Annotated in this window: 17 protein-coding genes and 1 tRNA gene; 14 read left to right on the top strand and 4 right to left on the bottom strand. The window is 59.8% G+C overall.

The genetic code is table 11. The features are described 5' to 3' along the window. Positions 1–17: 17 nt before the first annotated feature. From tsaE to LKG04_RS01530, 6 genes are all read left to right on the top strand, one after another. A complete protein-coding gene (gene tsaE, locus LKG04_RS01555; RefSeq protein ID WP_291759338.1) occupies positions 18–641 on the top strand; it encodes a tRNA (adenosine(37)-N6)-threonylcarbamoyltransferase complex ATPase subunit type 1 TsaE in 624 nt (207 codons plus the stop codon). Continuing rightward, the gene (tsaB, locus tag LKG04_RS01550) at positions 638–1,573 is read left to right on the top strand and encodes a tRNA (adenosine(37)-N6)-threonylcarbamoyltransferase complex dimerization subunit type 1 TsaB (protein WP_291758938.1); all 936 of its coding nucleotides are present in this window, start codon (positions 638–640) and stop codon (positions 1,571–1,573) included. Before tsaE ends, tsaB begins: the two co-directional genes overlap by 4 nt. After that, entirely contained in the window at positions 1,574–2,200 is a 627-nt protein-coding gene (gene rimI, locus LKG04_RS01545) for a ribosomal protein S18-alanine N-acetyltransferase (RefSeq protein WP_291758935.1), read from the top strand. Positions 2,201–2,255: 55 nt separating this feature from the next. After that, on the top strand, positions 2,256–3,299 hold the full coding sequence (gene tsaD, locus LKG04_RS01540; RefSeq protein WP_291758932.1) for a tRNA (adenosine(37)-N6)-threonylcarbamoyltransferase complex transferase subunit TsaD: 1,044 nt from the start codon (positions 2,256–2,258) through the stop codon (positions 3,297–3,299). 166 nt (positions 3,300–3,465) lie between these two features. Next, positions 3,466–4,113 (top strand): DUF1345 domain-containing protein, encoded by a 648-nt coding sequence (locus tag LKG04_RS01535; RefSeq protein ID WP_291758929.1) that lies wholly within the window; start codon positions 3,466–3,468, stop codon positions 4,111–4,113. Between the two features lie 141 nt (positions 4,114–4,254). Next, a complete protein-coding gene (locus tag LKG04_RS01530; RefSeq protein WP_291758927.1) occupies positions 4,255–4,734 on the top strand; it encodes a hypothetical protein in 480 nt (159 codons plus the stop codon). A 221-nt stretch (positions 4,735–4,955) separates the two neighbouring features. Here LKG04_RS01530 and LKG04_RS01525 read toward each other — a convergent pair. Beyond that, positions 4,956–5,028, bottom strand: a tRNA-Asn gene (locus LKG04_RS01525). A 443-nt stretch (positions 5,029–5,471) separates the two neighbouring features. On the opposite strand from LKG04_RS01525, the gene LKG04_RS01520 reads away from it, so the two are divergent. The 4 genes from LKG04_RS01520 to LKG04_RS01505 all read left to right on the top strand — a co-directional run bounded on the left by LKG04_RS01520 (position 5,472) and on the right by LKG04_RS01505 (position 10,253). Next, a complete protein-coding gene (locus LKG04_RS01520; RefSeq protein ID WP_291758924.1) occupies positions 5,472–7,259 on the top strand; it encodes an oleate hydratase in 1,788 nt (595 codons plus the stop codon). Positions 7,260–7,378: 119 nt separating this feature from the next. After that, complete coding sequence (locus LKG04_RS01515; protein WP_291758921.1) at positions 7,379–8,680, top strand: FAD-binding oxidoreductase; 1,302 nt, start codon at positions 7,379–7,381, stop codon at positions 8,678–8,680. Further along, positions 8,634–9,161, top strand: a complete 528-nt coding sequence (locus LKG04_RS01510) for a TIGR02328 family protein (RefSeq protein WP_291758917.1) — start codon at positions 8,634–8,636, stop codon at positions 9,159–9,161. The genes LKG04_RS01515 and LKG04_RS01510 overlap by 47 nt, the downstream gene beginning before the upstream one ends. 63 nt (positions 9,162–9,224) lie before the next feature. Continuing rightward, positions 9,225–10,253: an alpha/beta hydrolase gene (locus LKG04_RS01505; RefSeq protein WP_291758914.1), complete on the top strand. Its 1,029-nt coding sequence runs from the start codon at positions 9,225–9,227 to the stop codon at positions 10,251–10,253. A 10-nt stretch (positions 10,254–10,263) separates the two neighbouring features. On the opposite strand, the gene LKG04_RS01500 is transcribed toward LKG04_RS01505, so the two are convergent. Next, positions 10,264–11,169 carry an EamA family transporter gene (locus LKG04_RS01500; protein WP_291763168.1) on the bottom strand — a complete coding sequence of 302 codons (906 nt, stop codon included), beginning with the start codon at positions 11,167–11,169 and terminating at the stop codon, positions 10,264–10,266. 324 nt (positions 11,170–11,493) lie between these two features. Here LKG04_RS01500 and LKG04_RS01495 point away from each other — a divergent pair, with 324 nt between their 5' ends. Continuing rightward, positions 11,494–12,171 (top strand): M23 family metallopeptidase, encoded by a 678-nt coding sequence (locus LKG04_RS01495; protein ID WP_291758909.1) that lies wholly within the window; start codon positions 11,494–11,496, stop codon positions 12,169–12,171. Between the two features lie 87 nt (positions 12,172–12,258). Then, complete coding sequence (locus LKG04_RS01490) at positions 12,259–14,076, top strand: AMP-dependent synthetase/ligase (protein ID WP_291758906.1); 1,818 nt, start codon at positions 12,259–12,261, stop codon at positions 14,074–14,076. A 76-nt stretch (positions 14,077–14,152) separates the two neighbouring features. Here LKG04_RS01490 and LKG04_RS01485 read toward each other — a convergent pair whose 3' ends face one another. Both LKG04_RS01485 and LKG04_RS01480 read right to left on the bottom strand, forming a co-directional pair. Further along, a complete protein-coding gene (locus tag LKG04_RS01485; protein WP_291758903.1) occupies positions 14,153–15,793 on the bottom strand; it encodes a hypothetical protein in 1,641 nt (546 codons plus the stop codon). A gap of 144 nt (positions 15,794–15,937) precedes the next feature. Beyond that, positions 15,938–17,164, bottom strand: coding sequence for an NADP-dependent isocitrate dehydrogenase (locus LKG04_RS01480; RefSeq protein WP_291758899.1), 1,227 nt, complete (start codon positions 17,162–17,164; stop codon positions 15,938–15,940). 127 nt (positions 17,165–17,291) lie between these two features. On the opposite strand from LKG04_RS01480, the gene LKG04_RS01475 reads away from it, so the two are divergent. Together LKG04_RS01475 and LKG04_RS01470 are read left to right on the top strand one after the other, a co-directional pair. Further along, complete coding sequence (locus tag LKG04_RS01475; protein ID WP_291758897.1) at positions 17,292–18,416, top strand: GuaB3 family IMP dehydrogenase-related protein; 1,125 nt, start codon at positions 17,292–17,294, stop codon at positions 18,414–18,416. A 334-nt stretch (positions 18,417–18,750) separates the two neighbouring features. Further along, the gene (locus tag LKG04_RS01470; RefSeq protein WP_291758894.1) at positions 18,751–19,242 is read left to right on the top strand and encodes a hypothetical protein; all 492 of its coding nucleotides are present in this window, start codon (positions 18,751–18,753) and stop codon (positions 19,240–19,242) included. Positions 19,243–19,271: the final 29 nt, after the last annotated feature.

The following is a 19,271-nucleotide window of genomic DNA, read 5'->3' as shown; positions in this document are numbered from 1 at the left end:
TCCCCACACCGCATAGCATGCGTGCACTGGGCGAATATGTCGCTGGCTTGACGCGTGGCGGTGATGTCATCCTGCTGTCTGGGCCGCTGGGCGCCGGGAAAACGACGTTTGCGCAAGGCTTCGGCGCAGGGTTGGGCGTCACAGGGCCTATCGTGTCGCCCACGTTCACCATCGCGCGCGAAATGAACGGACATTTCGGCGATGGCAGCGCGGCCCATTGCGTGCACGTCGACGCGTATCGTCTCGGCGGCGAGCGCTTCGCACCCGGGCAGAACAGCGTCGATGCATTGCTAGACGAGCTCGAGTCGCTCGGGCTCGATGAAGAGCTGGAAGATCCGAGCGAGCATACGGTAGTGCTTATGGAATGGGGCGAGCAGATGGTCGCCGCGTTTGCCCCTGAACGGCTGGAAATCCATATCGCGCGCGGCAGTGGCTCCCGAGCCGTTGCCGATGCAATGGATGCCGGCCATCCGCACGATGGCACGGAACCGCCCGAACTGAGCGAGAACGGCGAACGCATCGTCACGCTTATTCCAGTCGGCAAACGGTGGAATGGAGAACAACTCGATGCCGTGCTTTCCAGTGCCGGTTGTACGCTCGTCGGTGGCAATGCCACAGGTGCGGGGGAGGAACAGCTATGACGAATACTTTGGTGATCGACACCTCATACGGCTCGACAGTAGGCGTCGTCGGCTATGAGCCGGTTATCGAACGCGATTCGCGCACCCATGTCGAACGTCTGCAAGTCGATATCGGCACAGCAACCAGCCGGGCAGGCTTGCAGCCATCCGACATCGAACGCATCGTCGTAGGCGTAGGCCCGGCTCCGTTCACCGGTTTGCGGGCAGGCATCGTGACGGCCAAGGCGCTCGCTTTCGCCACGGGCGCCGAGCTGCTTGGACAAGATATTCTGAGCGTGCAGGCGGGCATGATGGCGGCACATCGGCATGGCGAATTTTCGTTCCCCAAAACCGCCGAATTGCTCACGCTTGGTCGGCAGGAGGCGCTGCCCTCATCAGCGTCATCGGCAGACGTCTCCTATGTGACGCTGGCGGTCAATGACGCGCGCCGCAGGCAGCTGTATTTTACTGTGATGACCGGTGCCGACGATGCGGCTTCGTATCAGTCGCGTACCGCTGGCGACGTGCTGATCGATATGGATATCGACTATCCACAGCGCATCGCCGAACGGGTCGGTGAGGCCGTCAGGCAGCGTGATAATCGTTTGGGCACGCACACGGCAGTCGATATCGTCGGCCATGGCGCCGCCAAGTATGCCGCGTGCTGGTCGACGTTGTCGCGGCTCGGCTTGGTGCTTGACACTTCCGTGCTGGATATGGGCGCGCATGGGCTGGCTTGGTATGCCAATTATGCCCACTCGGATAGAGGGACAATGCATGCCGGTAAAGGTAACGGTAGCCATGGCGACAGAGTCGCCGATTCCCGTACGCGTCGCCGCGCTGTTTCCCCGGCCGATACGGTCGAGCCGCTGTACCTACGCCGTCCGGACGTTTCGGTGCCCAATCCGCTCAAACACGTGCTTCACCACGCCGGCGCCGACAGGGCCGAGTAAATGATCGTCGGCATTGACACATTCGAACGCGGCTCAGTCGTCATCCGCATCGCGCGAATGGAGCGCGAGCTGTTCGGGCGCGGCGCATGGAGCGAGGAAACCGTCCGCGAGGAGCTGTCGGCTCCTGCCCGCACATATGTCGTCGATATTCCCGATGCTGCCGCGCCCGTGATGTTGACAGAGGCTGATAAGGCAGCGCCTGCAACGCCGCCCATCCGCGGCTATGCAGGCTACTGGTACGACGGTGACGACGCCGAACTCATGACCATCGGCGTGGGCGAGGCATACCGCCGCAAAGGCATTGCCAACGGCATGCTTCGCCGGCTGATCGACGACGCCCGCGCGCACGGGGCGCGGCGCATGCTGCTCGAAGTCCGCGTCGACAACGAACCCGCATTGTCGCTGTATCACCGGTTCGGCTTCACACGGCTGGGCTTGCGCCGGAGATACTACCAGCCTGAAAACGTTGATGCGTATACGATGAGCTTGGATCTGCGGCCGCATATCGTGGGATTCCGGACAGAGCACGCAGAGTATATGAATGCGGACGGCATCAGGGCTAATATGCCCGACAGCCATGGAACCGCAGAACGCGCAATGGCAAAAAACGGAATCAACACGCAATGATGAACCGCGAAACGAACCGTCTTGCAACAGGCCGGACGCAGAAAAGGGAAGAACTATGAGCGAACCCGTAGTAATGGGCATCGAATCCACCTGCGACGAAACGGCTGCGGCCATTGTACGGGGCCGCACACTCGTCTCGAACGTTGTGGCCTCCTCGATGGACGAGCATGCACGCTACGGCGGCGTGATCCCTGAGATCGCATCGCGCGCACACGCCGAGGCATTCGTGCCGGTCGTCTCCAAGGCACTGGCCGATGCCGACATGACGCTGTCGGACATCGACGCGATTGCCGTATCCGCTGGCCCTGGCCTTGCCGGATGCCTGGCCGTGGGCGTGTCCGGCGCCAAGGCGCTGGCGTGGGCCGCGAACAAGCCGATCTACGGCATCAACCACGTCATCGGGCATATCGCCGTGACACAGCTGCAATTCGGAGATTTCCCGCCCGATGTGCTCGCGCTAATCGTTTCTGGCGGTCATACGTCGCTGCTGCACGTCGCTGACGTGGCGCGGCATGTGGATGTGGTCGGCACCACGCTGGATGACGCGGCAGGGGAGTGCTTCGACAAAGTCGCCCGGCTGCTCGGCTTCCCCTACCCGGGCGGCCCCCATATCGACAAGCATGCGCAAAACGGCGATCCGCAGGCCATTAAAGTGCCTCAAGGACTGACCCAGGGCAGGGCCGGGCGCGAGCACCCATACGATTTCAGCTTCTCCGGCGTCAAAACCGCCGTGGCCCGCTGGATCGAGCGGCAACAAGATGCCGGATGCGAAATCCCAGTCGACGACGTGTGTGCGTCCCTGGCTGATTCCGTCGCCACCGTGCTGGCGCACAAGGCGATTCATGGCTGCGAGCAGTACGGCTCCGGCACGCTGATTGTAGGCGGCGGATTCTCGGCCAATTCGCAGCTGCGCGCCAAGCTGCTCGAAGTCGGACCCGGGCACGGCATCGACGTGCGCATCCCGCAACTGAAGCTGTGCACCGACAATGGCGCGATGGTCGCCATGCTCGGCGTCAACCTCGTCGAGGCAGGCGTAACCCCTTCCGCGCCCGATTTCCCGATCGATTCCGCCATGCCCATGGACGTCATCAGCGTATGAGACCCGTCAGTCGTTCTCGTCATGTTGCGTGGCAATACCGCATACGTCAATCGAATATGCCCCACAACAGCATTCGCGTCGAGCGGCGTCTGATGGAACGGCCAGCCCGAAAGACGACACATCGCATGATGCGGGTGGCTGCGCATGCAGTGGTAGCATCGCGGCTATGACGGTTTTCTCGGCAATCGGGCGGCGTTCCGGCCGACGTCTGCTGCTCATGGTGGTCGCAGGGGTTCCGTGCGGCGCCATATCGCTGCTGCTGCATACGGACCTTCCCTCGTCGCTCGTAATCGCGTGGGTCGCTGCCTGCGCGGCATATCTCATCTGGGTCTGGCTGCGCATCGGATATCTGGACGCCGGGGCAACGAAGGACGATGCCCAAGAGGAGGAGCCCAGCCGGACGGTGGCCGATTTGCTGATCATCCTCGCAAGCCTGGCATCGGTGGGCACTGTGTTCCTGATGCTGGCAAAGGCGCGTGGACACAACGGCGATATCACGCTATCGGGAATGCTGACGCTGCTGAGTCTCCTGCTCACATGGGCGCTGATCCACACGTTGTACACGCTGCGCTACACAAGCATGTACTATGCCGATCCGATCGGCGGCATCGAATTCGCGGGCGGGGAGCAGCCGCGATACGTGGATTTCGCCTATGTGGCCTTCACCATGGGCATGACGTACCAAGTCTCCGACACAAATCTGACGACCAGCGACATGCGGCGCACTGCACTCGGCCACACGCTGCTGGCCTTCTTCTTCACCACGCTGCTGCTCGGCGCCACCATCAACCTGTTGGCGGGGCTTATTTCCTGAACGACTGAGTGCTGATGGCGGAGGCGTGCCTGCGCTTCGCCGAAATGTCGGTTTGCATATCCATGGCCTTTGTATCGTTGCCCAGCCAACCGTCTGTGCAACGATGGCTACCGCCCGTACACAAAAGAATCTGTGCTTTTCATGTCTGCCGTAATCGATTTTTCCCATGTGGCCACCGAGGAGTCGGATTCCTCGCTGATCGCCCAGGAGCTCGCGGGACGGCGCGCACATGAGTCCCGCTACTATTGGAATAGGCATCAGCGTCATTTCGCCGTCGGATCCGCCGAAGGAAGTCAAGAGAACGCTGCCGACGTCAGCCATATTCTCAAGGACGAGCGGGGCATCGGGCTGTTTCGCCAAGCTGCTGGAAACCTCGCCCCTCGAGTTCGCCGGGCTCAAAATGGCGTTCATGTTCTATCAAGATCGCTGTCGGTCAACGTGATGCATGCGGTTGACGAAGGCGGCAAGCGTGCTGTCGGATTCAAGTGTTCCGAGGGAATGGACGCGCCGAAGAACTTGGCACCTTCAAATTCGTCCGTCAGAAGTCCAAACCGGCAGACACCGTCCGAGGATCCTACTTCGCCATCAAAGGCGAATACTGAATTCATTCCTATTGTATGATTTTCGTGAGTACAGACTGTCGTGCGCCGGCAGTCCCTGGCAATCAAGGCATGACGGGCATTCGGCTGTTTCTGATGGCTTTCGCCTTTCGCCTGCGGCGCCGAAGCCGTTTCCAAGACAACAGAAGGTCTTTAGGCCAGAAAAACCATGACCCATAACATCGTATGGCGAGAATGGGCGCAGGAACGAAAAAGGCCGCCGGGGGAACGGCGGCCGTGAAGCTCCCGCAGCTGGGCTTGAACCAGCGACATTTCGATTAACAGTCGAACGCTCTGCCAACTGAGCTATGCGGGAATGCTCGCTTGTGCCCGACTTAGCGCCACGCACAAGAAATAAAGTTTAGCGTTGAATCGCGATGATGCAACTTATGAGTCATCCGGCGTGTCGCTCGCTGACGTAACGAAGAAGGCGAGGCCCTTATGTCCGCGCCTACCAGCGTGTCATCCGCGCGTCGCCGGGGAAGGGGAAATCAGTTCCGCTGACGAGCATATCCAACTCGGAGTAAACTCTATTCCAAGATTGACAACAGAAGACTCACCATTGGCGGTGGGCGTATGAACGGAGCGTGCAGAACGATCCAGGGAGACATCCGATCAGCACTCCCATTGGGAGGCTCGTCGACGCTCCGGCACCGGGGAGTTGCAGGCCTGCAACTCGGTATCGTCTTAATCGGTGATCCCGGGGCGGCTATCGGCGTGGCGCGCCAAGGCGTCGATGCTATCTGAAAGGAGAAGGCCATGCATTATTCCAGCGGCAACTACGAGGCCTTCGCGCACCCGCGCAAACCCGAACGATCAGATCGTGCGTCAGCGTATATCGTCGGAACTGGATTGGCCGGGCTCGCGGCCGCGGTATTTCTCATCCGTGACGGTCAGGTCCCCGGCGAGCGCATCCACCTGTTCGAGGAGCTGCCATTGGCAGGAGGCTCCCTCGATGGCGCGAAGCGCCCGGATATCGGATTCATCACGAGAGGCGGGCGGGAGATGGAAAACCATTTCGAATGCCTATGGGATATGTATAGGTCCATCCCGTCGCTTGAAGTTCCCGGGGCATCATACCTAGATGAATACTACTGGCTGGACAAGGACGATCCCAACTCGTCGAATTGCCGGCTTATTCATAATCGAGGCGACCGTGAACCAACCGACGGCGACTTCACGCTTAGCGACGCGGCCCAGAAAGAAATAGTCAAGCTGATCCTCACCTCGGAACAGGAAACTGGCGACAAGGCCATCGTCGACTTCTTCTCTGATGAGTTCTTTGCCAGCAACTTCTGGTACTACTGGTCCACCATGTTCGCATTCGAGAAATGGCATTCCCTCGCGGAAATGCGCCGCTATCTGTTGAGGTTCATTCACCACATCGACGGCCTGCCCGATTTCACCGCTTTGAAATTCAATCGGTACAATCAGTACGATTCCATGGTCAAACCGATACTGGCCTATCTGGATGGGCGGCATGTCGACATTCAATACGGCACCACGGTGCGCGACATCACGGTGAAGTCCTCCGCGGAAGGCATCGTGGCCACGAACCTGCTGCTGAGCAGCAACGGCGAGGATCAGGAGCAATCGCTGAGCCGGGACGATCTGGTATTCGTGACGAACGGCTCCATCACTGAATCCACAACGTATGGGGACCATCACACGCCGGCGCCCGTCACCAACGAACCGGGAGGCAGCTGGAGGCTATGGGAGAATCTGGCCAAGCAATCACCTGAATTCGGCCACCCGGAGGTGTTCTGCACAGGGATTCCGCGGCGCAGCTGGTTCGTATCCGCGACGGCGACCATCGAGAACACCGGGATCGACCCGTACCTCGAGCGCCTGACGAAGCGGCCCCTGCATGACAACAAGGTCAATACGGGCGGCATCGTCACGGTCACCGATTCCAACTGGCTACTCAGCTTCGCCGTGCACCGCCAACCGCATTTCAAGGAGCAACGGGCGAATGAGACCGTAGTGTGGATGTACGGGCTGTATTCAGACACCGAAGGCAACTATGTGCATAAAAAGATCACCGAATGCACCGGGGAGGAGATCACCCAGGAATGGCTCTATCACCTGGGCGTTCCCGAGGCGTTGATCCCCGGGCTTGCGAAGCAGGAATCCATCAACACCAACCCCGTATACATGCCGTTCATCACAAGCTACTTCATGCCGCGCAGACCGGGGGACAGACCGGCGGTCGTGCCCGAAGGATCGAAAAATCTCGCGTTCATCGGTAATTTCGCCAACTCGCCTACCAGGGACACCGTATTCACCACCGAATATTCCGTACGCACGGCGATGGAGGCGGTTTATGGACTTCTCGATGTGGAACGGGCCATCCCCGAGGTTTTCGCGTCGGCATACGACATCAGGGAGCTTTTGAAAGCCCCCTACTACCTTCGCGACAGGAAAAGCCTCGCCGAGGCCCCGCTCCAGACGAAACTGCCGCTGTCCGGGCTCATTACGGCCAGGATTCGCAAGAAGCTGAAGGGGACGTGGATCGAGGAGCTGCTCAAGGAGTCGCATCTTCTCTGAAGCCGGCTTTCAGGTATCCAGCCGCGCAGTTGAATCAGCTTCCGGCGTCATCGCAACGGGAATGTAGGGTGGATGGAATGCCGCAAGACCATAAGGAACAATCCCGAGGAGGGAATGATATGACTGCTCGCCTACGCGAAGCCATGGTGCTGGAGCCAGGTGATGAGGGTTATTCGGATGCCGTGACAACGGTTACGGGGACAGGCACTCCCGATGTTGTCGTGCGCCCGATCAGTACCGGCGACGTGGCGGACGCGCTGCTCTATGCCAAGCAGGAGGGAATGCTGGTTACCGTTCGAGGCGGAGGCCATAATCTGGCTGGGCTGACGCAGGCAAGGAACGGCCTGCTCATCGATATGCGGCGGCTGAATGCAGTTGAACGTGTCGGCAAGACGCCCCGCGTGCGCATCGGGGGAGGGGCAACCTGGGGCCGGGTGGCGAAGGCGCTCGAACCGGAAGGGCTGGCGCTGACCGCGGGCGACACCGCTGATGTCGGCGTTGCCGGACTCACCCTAGGCGGAGGCATTGGCTGGATGGTACGTGAGTATGGCCTGGCGGTCGACAGCCTTGTGGCTGCGGAGCTGGTCACGGCCGAAGGCAAGATCCTTCAGCTGTCGGAAGACGAGAACCCGGAGCTGTTCTGGGCGGTTCGCGGCGGAGGCGGAAATTTCGGCGTCCTGACCGGGCTCGAATTCGAAGCGCATCCCGTCACGAATGTCGTTTTCGGCACTGTGATGTTCGCTTTGGATTTGCTGACCGACGCACGCGCATTGGTCAGCGGATGGTTTGCGCATCAGAAGGACGCCGACCGACGTCTTACCAGCGTCTTGGCCTTGCTGCCTGCGATGCAGGGCAGTCCGGCGATGGGCATGCTGCAATTCTGCTTTGACGGTGATGAAACGGCAGCTGCCGAGCACATCAGCGCCTTCAAGGCCTTGGGGCCGTCGATGGGCGAGGATATCAGCTATCGGCCGTATGCGTCCATACTGGTGACGGATGATCCTTTCCCCGCGCCGCCTGCAGCACAGCAGAGCTCGCTGCTGCCTGATTTTGGCGTTGCCGAGCAGACGGCCGCATGCAAGGCTTTCGAAACCGGCGAGATTATGATGGCGCTAAGGGCCTTGGGCGGCGCCATGGCGGCTGTACCTGCAGAGGCTACGGCATTCGCCGCAAGGCATGCGCAAGTGATGGTCATCGGAACGCGTTTGCTGTCCGGTGAATCGGACGGGGATCAGAACATTCCAGGCTGGCGCCGAATTCAGGACTGTGCTGCAGGAGCATATGTGAACTGGCTTGATACCGCCGACGATAAAGCGTCCCGACTTTCCTACCCGCAGCAGACCCGTCGGCGCCTGTCACGGATTAAAGCCGAGTATGATCCACGCAACGTGTTCTCTCGGGCTGTGCAGTTCGCTGAATGACCGGGCCGCAGACCGGCTGGATTCCGTGCACAAAGAAAGGAAGGCCTGCAACGTGCGTTTGTGGCACCAGGAACTGATCAGTCGCCTGCCAAGGCAACAGCTGCTTGGCCAGCATCGTGAAATTGCCGCGTTGCGCGGCAACGGATGGGGGAGAAAGCATGCGACCGTCGATTATGTGTTCGCCCACTCGCCGTATAAGCTGTTCCAATTCCATTGTATCGTGATGCATGAGATGGAGCGGCGCGGCTATCATCCTGACCCGCAATGGTACGATCCCCGGTATCGGGGGAAGACGTGCCCGGCATACCACAGGCTGGCGGCTGTCGCATTGACCGACCCTATCTATTCGGAACATGATGACGCATACAAACAGGCATGTCTGGCGAATCTGCGCGATAAAGGGGTGTTTCTGTCACCTTGTGAGGCGCCGGTTCCGGCGAATAGACAGACACAGGTTCCGCATATCTGCGGGGTATCCTGAAGCCTGTGCCAGTGCACGATAAGGGAATGTTCGATTCGGGGCGTGAGCAAGCAGGTGGGTGTTATGAACAAGAGAATACGAAGGTTCGTCGTATGGACTCTGGGCGTTATTGTAGCGCCGTGCCTCATCGTCGTCATTGCGTTCAGCGTCTCCCCGGTCCCGGGCGCATTGGTGATTCGGCAGATGTTCAGCGGCAAGGTCGCGATAACCGATCCCAAGGCCTATCACGCGGCTGCAGGGAAGGTGCAATCCGTCGTCGACCGCACCTATCGGTCCTCGTTGAACGATAATACCTATGACACGTATTACCCGAAGTCGGATACCAACCCGGTGCCCGTGCTCATTTGGCTGCATGGCGGAGGATACGTGGGCGGCGACAAAGAATCCGTCAGGGAGTTTGCAACGAGGATCGTCGCGGATGCGGGCATCGCCGTCGTCGCGATGAATTACGAAAGGGCACCGGGCTCGCATTTCCCCAATCAAGTGCGGCAAGTGGACGAGCTAGTGCAGGATCTGCAGCACGCGAACGACAGCCGTTTGGATATGTCCGCGCTGTTTTTCGGCGGCGACAGCGCCGGCGCCCAGATCGCGCTGCAATACGCCACCGTGCAAACGAACCCGGCCTACGCCAAAGATACAGGGTTCAAGCAGTCTGTGGAAGCTCCTGCCATCAAAGGGGTCATTTCCTATTGCGGCCCGGTCGATCTGCGCCAAATGGCTGATGCCAAGACCACCAGCCGGTTCATGGCGTTTTTCATCAAAACCGTCGCATGGTCGCTGCTGGGATCGCGCGACTGGCGAGGAAGCCGACAATTGCAGCGGATCAGCCTAGTGGACAATGTAACCAAAGATTTTCCGCCAACATACATCACCGATGGGAACGCATATTCATTCCCGGAGCAGGGCATCGCGCTGGAGCGGAGGCTGCAGGCGCTTTCGGTTCCCGTGACAGGATTGCTCTTCGAGCACACCAGCAAACAAGTCTCGCATGAATACCAGTTCAACGATTCGACGCCAGAGGCTAGGCGATGCTATGAGCAGACGCTCGCGTTCGTCAATGCGCACAGCGGCCTGCCGGCTGAGCGGCGATAGCATTCTCTTTTCATGGGGACAGTTTCCCACGCTCATTGCCGCGATGCAGCGGCGGCGACTTCCTGTAGGCGATGAACTGGATAAAGGTCACGGCAATGACCATGACCATGCCGATAACGCTGTATTGGTTGGCCGACGTGCCCATGAATATGAATCCGAGGATCGCAGCGGTCAGCGGCTCAATGGCACCGAGGATGCTGGCGGTCGTTGCCTCGATGTATTTGAGACTTTGCAAATACAGCAGATATGCCATCGCTGTGCCGAATACGACAACGAACGCTACCTCAATCGCGCCGGGTACGTCCAGCTGCACCCGCTGCGCCCACGGCCGGAAAACCGCTTGCGTGATCAGTCCGCCGATCAACATCGACCAGCCGACCACGGGCAACGCTCCATAGCGCAGCAAGAGTTCGCGGGGCAGCAGCGTATACGCCACTGCACCCGCGGCGGCCAGCAATCCCCAGATGATCCCGGCAGGCGGCACCGCCAGCGTATCGGTCCTTCCCTGCGTCACGATAAGCGTGGTCCCCGCCACTGCGACAATCACAGATATGGCGTCAAGCTTTCTTGGCAGCCGCAGATTGCGCAGCGAAAGCAGCAGGATGATCATGACGGGGGAGAGGTATTGCAAAATAGTGGCGGTGGCGGCGTTGCCGGTGCTGATAGCCATGAAATAGCTCAGTTGCACGCCGGTCATGCCGAACACCGTAAACAGCAGCAGCCGCGCCGCGCTGCGCCGGTCAGCGAAAATCGACCAGATGTTGTCATGCAGGCAAGCTGCAAGCAGCAATAGAACAATACCGGTGAACGTCATGCGTACAGCGGTCAGCCAGCTGACAGAGACCCCTGCATGCTCGAACAGATGCTGCGCCACCGTTCCTGAGCTTCCCCACAGGAATGGGCCGAAGGAAGCCATCAACAGTCCCGCTCTTCTCATGTTGCGCATGCAAGCATTGTCGCACAGCTGGTGGAACCGGGCGGGGATGAAGCCGCGTCACGGTGCATTCGGCGCGATGCTCCCCGTGCATCATGAAGAAACGCCAAAAATGTGGATAAATCGAGGCGTTTGACCACAGTACCCAAATCAGCATGACGCGAAAACGCTTGGTGCGACAGCATGGTCATAGCTGTTCAGCTTGATATGCATGCCATGAATGTCGGCGAATGCAACGGACAGCACCGCGAGGCGAGCAGGGGACGCCACAAGCAGCAGATGCCCTGAACGATAAGGAGGAAACGCATGGACGACGGGCAGCAACGAGCGCGCAGACTGCGCTGCAGGGCGAGAATCGAAGAGGAGCGCAGACGCGCTGCCGCAGGCAAACTGCGGTTGTTCAGCGCGCTTTTAACGGCGCTCGCGGTCGGCGCGGTGCTGACGACCGGTCTCACGCCACCTGCATTGGCCATAACTACGATCCGTGAGCCATCAACGTGCCAGCGGCCAAGTCGGTTCAGACCAGGCGAGATTCCGGCAAAGAATGTGAATATCAGGTCTTCGAACGTCTCGCGTGACTGTACTGCTCGATTCATATGGCCAGTCAGGCACCCGGAAGTGGTCAAGGCTTTCGACGAGCCCGAGCACAATTGGAATCCGGGCCATCGAGGCGTCGATCTGCGCACGGCTCCGGGCGAGGAGCTGCTGGCTCCCGCCAAGGGCATCATCAGCTTCGCGGGGATTGTGGCAGGCAAATCGGTTGTCAGCATTCGGCATGGGCTGCTTACCTCTACTTTTGAACCGGCAATCAGCAGCAAGGGCGTCGGTGCCAGGCTTGAGAGCGGCGAGGTTTTCGCGAGCGTGCAAGGGGAGTCCGATCATTGCGAAGACCGTTGCGTGCACTGGGGACTCAAACGCGGAAAGGCTGATTATGTGGATCCTGCACAGTACGTGATTCCCCGCAAGATCGGGTTGTTGCCATGACCGCTAGGATTGAGACGGTCCGATACCTGCGGGTATCATACGAGAGGATCACATCATGTAACCGTCAACCGTTTATCAGGGAGAACCATGCTGCAGGAGTATACGCGTGTGCTGGAAGAGCCGATCGACAGCGACAGGAATCTGTTTTCAATTCTGCAGGAGCGCGCGCAGCGCGCGCCAGAGGATTCGCTGATCGAGTATGCCGGAGCGGGCGGCGTGTGGCAGTCCTTCACCGCGCTTCAATTCCGTGACAAAGTCGTTGCATTGGCGAAGGGACTGATCGCGCGGGGCGTCATGCCCGGGGACTGTGTGGCGATCATCGCGCACACATCATGGCAATGGACGGCGATCGATATGGCGATCATGTCGATCGGCGCGCTCACCGTGCCCGTGTACGAGACCAATTCGCCAGCGCAGGTCAGAACGATCTTCAACGATGCGAACGTCTCCATGGCATTTGCCGAAGACGACATGCAGCGCGACAAAATCGAACTGGTGCGCAAGGATTGCGCTGCGCTCAAAGACATCTACGTCTTCGGTTTCGGCGCGCTGGACACGATCGAAACCTTCGGCCGCGGCGTGGGCGACAAGGAGTTCGAAGAGCGTGAGCAATCGGTCAAAGGCTCGGACCTGGCCACGATCGTGTACACTTCGGGCTCTACCGGCACGCCGAAAGGCATCGAGCTGTCTCACGCGAACTTCGTGTTCATGACTATGTCGGGCATTCAGACGATGCCTGACGTGGTGAACAAGCCCAACCGTCGTCTTCTGCTGTTCCTGCCGTTGGCGCATGTGTTCGCCCGGTATCTGCAATTCGTCTGCTTCGCCGGCACGGTATCGCTCGGTCTGTCGAGCAATATGAAGACCATTCTTTCAGATTTCGGGGCATTCAAGCCGACGTTCATATTGGCCGTGCCGCGTATTTTCGAGAAGATCTACAATGCCGCTTCGCAGAAGGCCGGCGCCGGTTTCAAAGGCCGCATTTTCTCGCAGGCCACAAGGATCGCACGCGAATGGTCTCAGGCGCAGCAGTCGGGGGAGAGGATCCCGACGGCGTTGCAACTGCAGCACGCCGTGTATAAGAAGCTTGTCTATTCCTCGATCATGGCTGTTTTCGGCGGCCGCGTGGAATACGCGGTATCCGGCGGCGCCCCGCTGGATACCACGATCGCCCATTTCTTCAACGGGGTCGGTCTGCCGCTGCTCGAGGGATACGGCATGACCGAAACCTGCGCACCATGCACAGTAAATCCGACCGTGGGCTACCAGATCGGCACGGTCGGCCTGCCATTCCAAGGCATCAGCGTCGGCATTGACGACACGGGCGAGTTATGTATCAAAGGCCGTTCGATCTGCGTCGGCTATCATAACCATCCGGAAATCACCGCCGAGCAGATCACTGACGGCTGGCTGCACACCGGAGATCTTGGCACGATCGACGAGAAGGGCTTCGTAAGGCTGACCGGCCGCAAAAAAGACCTCATCATCACCGCAGGCGGCAAAAACGTCTCTCCTGGTGAGATGGAGGCTTCGGTGATGACTTCGCCGGTCGTGGACCAATGCGTGGTCGTTGGCGATCGCAAGCCCTTCATCGCCGCCATCATCTCATTGAACTTGCAGGAAACGAATCTTTGGCTGCAGTCGGAAGGCGCCGAAACGGTCGCGGACCTCGATGGGGCCAGTCGTAACCCGATCGTGTATGCCGAGGTCGAACGCGCGGTGAACAAGGCCAATGAACTGGTTTCGCGGGCCGAGTCGATCCGCAAATTCGAGATAGTGCCGGATGAATTCACCGAAGGCAACGGCATGATCACCCCGAGCCTGAAAGCCAAGCGTCAGGTCATCACCGATCATTACCGCGAGCTGATCGACACCGTGATATACAAGCCCCGCAGGGCAAAATAGGAGTCGAAGCGGCAACCGGGAGGGATGCGGTTGCGTTATGTATTATCACTATTTCAATCTCGCCGAACCGGTGACGTCAGAGCCCGGCATCGGCGAGCGAAATATATCCCGGATCGATCAATGTCCTCTTGAGATTGCTCGCACTGACGGCCAGCAGCTGCTCGTGGATGGCAGGCATTGTGACGCCGTCGATGCTCAAGGCCTCGACGGACGACATCGTGCCAAGTGTCTCGCCGCTATTGAGACGAACGCATGCCTGCGCAATATCCGTTGTCAAAGCCTGTCGATTCTCCAAAGCGGTCATCCACAGCTTCCCGTCGACGATCTGCGCGATCGTATCCCGGTAGGCGCCATAGCCAGTGACGATAGGCCAACGCGAATTGACCTTTTCCAGGCTTTCCGCCGTGTCACCGTTCTGCGGCACGGCCTGCTGCACGGGATCTGGCACAGCTTGGCGGGCCAGATCCTTGCGCCCGGTCATATTGTTGACGATACCCGAAATCGTGATGGAAGGATTGACGTCCGCAGCCGAACCAGTGTATTGCAGGCTGCCAAGCTCGGCGATGACGCCTGATGCCACGAAATCGTTCATGGCGACGATCCCGTCGATGCGCGTGTGTTTTCCACTTCCGCGAGCCATACCCAACCTCGCATCGATTTCGTCCTGCACCTGCTGGGTTTTGTCTGCATCGAAGGCGCTCGCACGCCAGTCATCAGGTGTCGTCGAGGCGTTGAATGATCCCGAAGGGCTGACAACCTTCCCGTTGGCAACATACGGTTCCAACACCCCCCAAACACCGGCGAAAGCCTCTTCGGCAAAAGCGTCGGCCGCCAGATCCGCATCATCGTCATCGCCTTCCTGCGCACCGGTAACAGGTAGCAGAATCTCGATTGATTTGGGATTGTCGCGCGAAACCTTGTCCAGCTGAAGCTTGCTTGCCAGGAGCCGTGCCTGAGCGGCGCCAATCTGCCGGGCAGTGGACATCTGCACGAACAGGTCAGGTTTGAAACCGCGTATCGGATTGGATACCACTATGATTCGCACACCCGATTCGCGCGCCAGCTGCAGCGCCGCCGTCAGCCGCTCCTCAACCTGCTCCAGCGTTTGCTCATCTTGATCCTGCCGTTTCTCATCAGTGGAACCCGAATCAGTGGAACCCGCAACCGCGCCGCCACGAGCGGTAATCGGACGGGTCGCGTAATCACCATATTGCGCGGACGATGGCGACACCTGCGCCACAGGAGCCACGATTATAGTGGCGTTGAGCTTCGCGTGCGACGTCGGACTTGCAGCAGCGCCAGCGGATGGTGTTGCCGAGAAAACCTCCGAGGATGGCGACGGGGATGCGGCGGATGACGATTCGTCGGCGGCGGACAACGTATTCACCACATAATCCTGGATGTCGCGGCTTTGCCCATCGAGGCTGTCCGAAGACTTCACGCTGATGTCGTCATGGGCGAATCCCTGGTTCTCGAGCGCCTTCGTAAGGTCGGGGGTGAAACTGGTCCATGCGTTCAGCGGCCGGTGCTGCGATATGGTCGGACCATCCGAGGGGACGAAAACCGCCACGCTGCCCGGTTGCGGCGAAGAAGAAGTCGAAACTGAAGGCGTGGGGCGTATCACAGGATTTGCGCAGGATGACAGGGCCGCCGCCAACGCCGCCGCAGCGAGCGCCGCGACGAGCATTCTCACACGGCGCATGCCTCGTCCTGCCATGAAACCGCCCTTCGACTTCTGCCGGCTGACCGGCCCGATTGCAACCTTGAGCCAGTCTAGTCGCAGCGCGGTCGAAGTGCACAAATTCCGGCCGCGAATTCACCTTTCTGCCATGAACTTCGAAGCTGTTGACCAGTTTCCTTATCAGTTATTGGCAGTGTCCAAAGCCTTGGCCAGCTCCTCGTCGAGCGCGTCCATGAAGCCTTCGGTGTCAAGCCATGGTTGGTCGGGGCCGACTAGCATAGCAAGGTCCTTGGTCATTCTGCCGGATTCGACGGTGGAGATGATGATCTGCTCAAGCGTCGAGGCGAAACGATCGACTTCGGGCGTGCCATCGAGTTCGGCGCGGTGCCTCAAGCCACCGGTCCACGCGTAGATCGAGGCGATCGGGTTGGTCGAGGTCTGCTCGCCCTTGAGCCACCGGCGATAATGCCTTGTCACGGTGCCGTGCGCGGCCTCGGCCTCGACGGTCTGCCCGTCCGGGGTCATGAGCACCGATGTCATCAGCCCGAGCGAGCCGAAGCCCTGCGCCACGGTGTCGGACTGCACGTCGCCGTCATAATTCTTGCACGCCCACACGTAGCCGCCGTGCCATTTGAGCGAGCTGGCAACCATGTCGTCGATAAGCCGGTGCTCATAGCTCAAGCCTTCGGCCTCATACCGAGCCTTGTACTCAGTCTCGAAAACTTGTGCGAAGATATCCTTGAACTCGCCGTCATAGGCTTTCAGGATCGTGTTCTTCGTCGACAGGTAGACCGGATAGTGGCGCAGCAGACCATAGTTGAAGCAGGCGCGCGCGAAGCCGCGGATGGATTCGTCGAGGTTGTACTGCACCTGTGCGACGCCGCCGCCAGGGTAGTCGAAGACCACATGCTCGATGGGGTCGCTGCCATCCTCGGGAGTGAAGGAGACGGTGAGCCGGCCCGGCCGGTCTATCTTGAAATCGGTGGCCTTGTACTGGTCGCCGAACGCGTGGCGGGCCACGATGATCGGCTTGGTCCAACCGGGAACCAGCCGCGGGATGTTCGAGATGACGATGGGCTCGCGGAAGATCGTGCCGCCCAGGATGTTGCGAATCGTGCCATTGGGTGATTTCCACATCTTTTTAAGACCGAACTCCTGCACACGCGCCTCATCAGGCGTAATCGTGGCGCATTTGACGCCCACATGCGTGCGCTTGATTGCTTCGGCCGCATCGACGGTGACCTGATCGTCGGTGGCGTCGCGGTTTTCGATGCCCAAATCGTAATATTCCAGATCAACGTCAAGATACGGTTTGATCAGCCGCTCCCGGATGTCTTTCCAGATGACGCGGGTCATTTCGTCGCCGTCGAGTTCGACGACCTTGCCTTCGACCTTGATTTTGGACATGGCGTGTGCCCTCCTGTTGGAATTGTTGCGTTTCCCTACTAGTCATAGCGCATTGTGGTAACGAACGCGCTCATCGTGTCATCGCCGGAACCGTTTTCGTCACAACCCGTCATTAGCCTTAGGGCTTATGTCTCAGGAAATTGAAATCGGTTTGGGAAAAAAGGGCCGGCTGGCATATTCGCTGGACGATATAGCCATCATGCCGTCCCGTCGTACACGCGATCCGGAGGATGTCTCCACGGCTTGGCAAGTGGATGCCTACGAATTCGATGTGCCGGTGCTCGGCGCGCCGATGGATTCGGTGAGCAGCCCGGCGAGCATCATCGAGATGGGCCGCCTTGGCGCCCTTGGCGTACTCGATCTCGAAGGGCTGTGGACCAGATACGAAGATCCTCAGCCACTGCTCGACGAAATCGCCCAGCTGCCTGCCAGCGTCGCCACAGCACGCATCCAGGAGATCTATGCCGAGCCGATGAAAGCCGAGCTGATCACGCAGCGGCTGCATGAGATCCGCAATGCGGGGGTGACTGTCGCCGCGTCGCTCTCCCCGCAGTACACGCAGGAATTCACTTCGACGGTGGTCGAGGCGGGCGTCGATCTTTTCGTCATCCGAGGTACCGTGGTTTCGGCCGAGCATGTGTCGAAGGACCATGAGACGCTGAACCTGAAGAAATTCATTTACGAGCTTGATGTGCCGGTCATTGTCGGCGGCGCGGCGAATTACACAGCGGCGCTGCACCTGATGCGTACCGGAGCGGCCGGCGTGCTGGTCGGTTTTGGCGGCGGCGCAGTCTCCGCCACCCGCGACACGCTGGGCGTCGAAGCCTCGATGGCTACCGCGATCGCCGATGTGTCCGAGGCCCGCCGCGATTACATGGACGAGTCCGGCGGACGCTATGTGCAGGTCATCGCCGATGGCGGAATGGGGACTTCCGGCAGCTTTGTGAAGGCGTTGGCAATGGGAGCTGACGCCGTGATGCTCGGCGCGCCCCTGGCGCGCGCCACCGAAGCTCCCGGCAAAGGCATGCATTGGGGTTCCGAGGCGCGGCACCCGACGCTGCCGCGCGGATTCCGCAGCGATGTCGGCACGGTCGGCTCGCTCAAGGAAATCCTGTACGGCCCCAGCCACCAAGCCGACGGCACGACGAACTTCATCGGCGCGCTGCGGCGTGCGATGGCTTCGACCGGCTACATCGATGTGAAAAGTTTCCAACGCTGCCAGGTCGTGGTCACGCCCGGCCATGACCTGTAGACGGCTCGCAGTCCTGCAAGACCAAAGTCATCCGCATATCCAAGTTATCCACATATCCACAGTGCCGTGGATCGGGGTTGACATGGCGTTATCGCTATGTTGAGCTGTTCTTGACGCCGTATTCACCTATTGTGGCTGTCCACGCCCGCAAAACGGAAACACAACGCGGACATCGTGCCGTCGCGACGCAGGCAGCCGCGGCAGCGCGATGCTGACCGGCGATGTGCCGTCTGCCTCCGGCAAAACCGGCGGCGGGCGACGCGGGCGGCGATGGGGCCGACGGCGGTTCGCACCGGTAAGAACGTGGGCGAGACGAACTGGAACGGAGATTGACATGGATAAGGATATGACCATATTCCCTGAACGCGCCTCGAGCTCACCGGCCGCCAAAGACGGGTTCATTCGACTGGAGCTTTCCAACGCCCCAGTCGCCTATCACCTGATCTGGGCTGCCGGGGAAGCACTGAAGGATTCAGACTGCAATGCGTTGGCCATGCGTTCGTGTCGGATCGCTTGCCTGACGGCTGACGTCATCCGTGGGCGACCGGTGGCGCACAAGCTGCGCAATGCGTTGAGCGAAGGCTGCTTGAAACGGTTGGAAGTGGTGTCGCACTTGCTCGACAATCATCTGCGCATGCATCAGGAGTTGCGCGCCCAAATGCACCGCTTCCCGGTGATTCCACTGCTGCTCGAAGGCATGTTCGTCGCGCGGGACAAGCTCGAAATGACGGTATGCCTGTGCATCGGACCGGCGACATACTGGGCCAATCTCGTTCTGCGCACAGCGGGCAACCGGTGGCTGTGCGTATACGCCGATATCGGCTAGGTCCCGCCTTTGCCCTTTCGCATGGTTTA

The organism is Bifidobacterium sp. (genome assembly GCF_022640935.1).
In the GTDB taxonomy this organism is placed as follows: domain Bacteria; phylum Actinomycetota; class Actinomycetes; order Actinomycetales; family Bifidobacteriaceae; genus Bifidobacterium.
The sequence above is the reverse complement of the archived record's forward strand: the minus strand, read 5'-3'. Positions and strand labels throughout refer to the sequence as shown.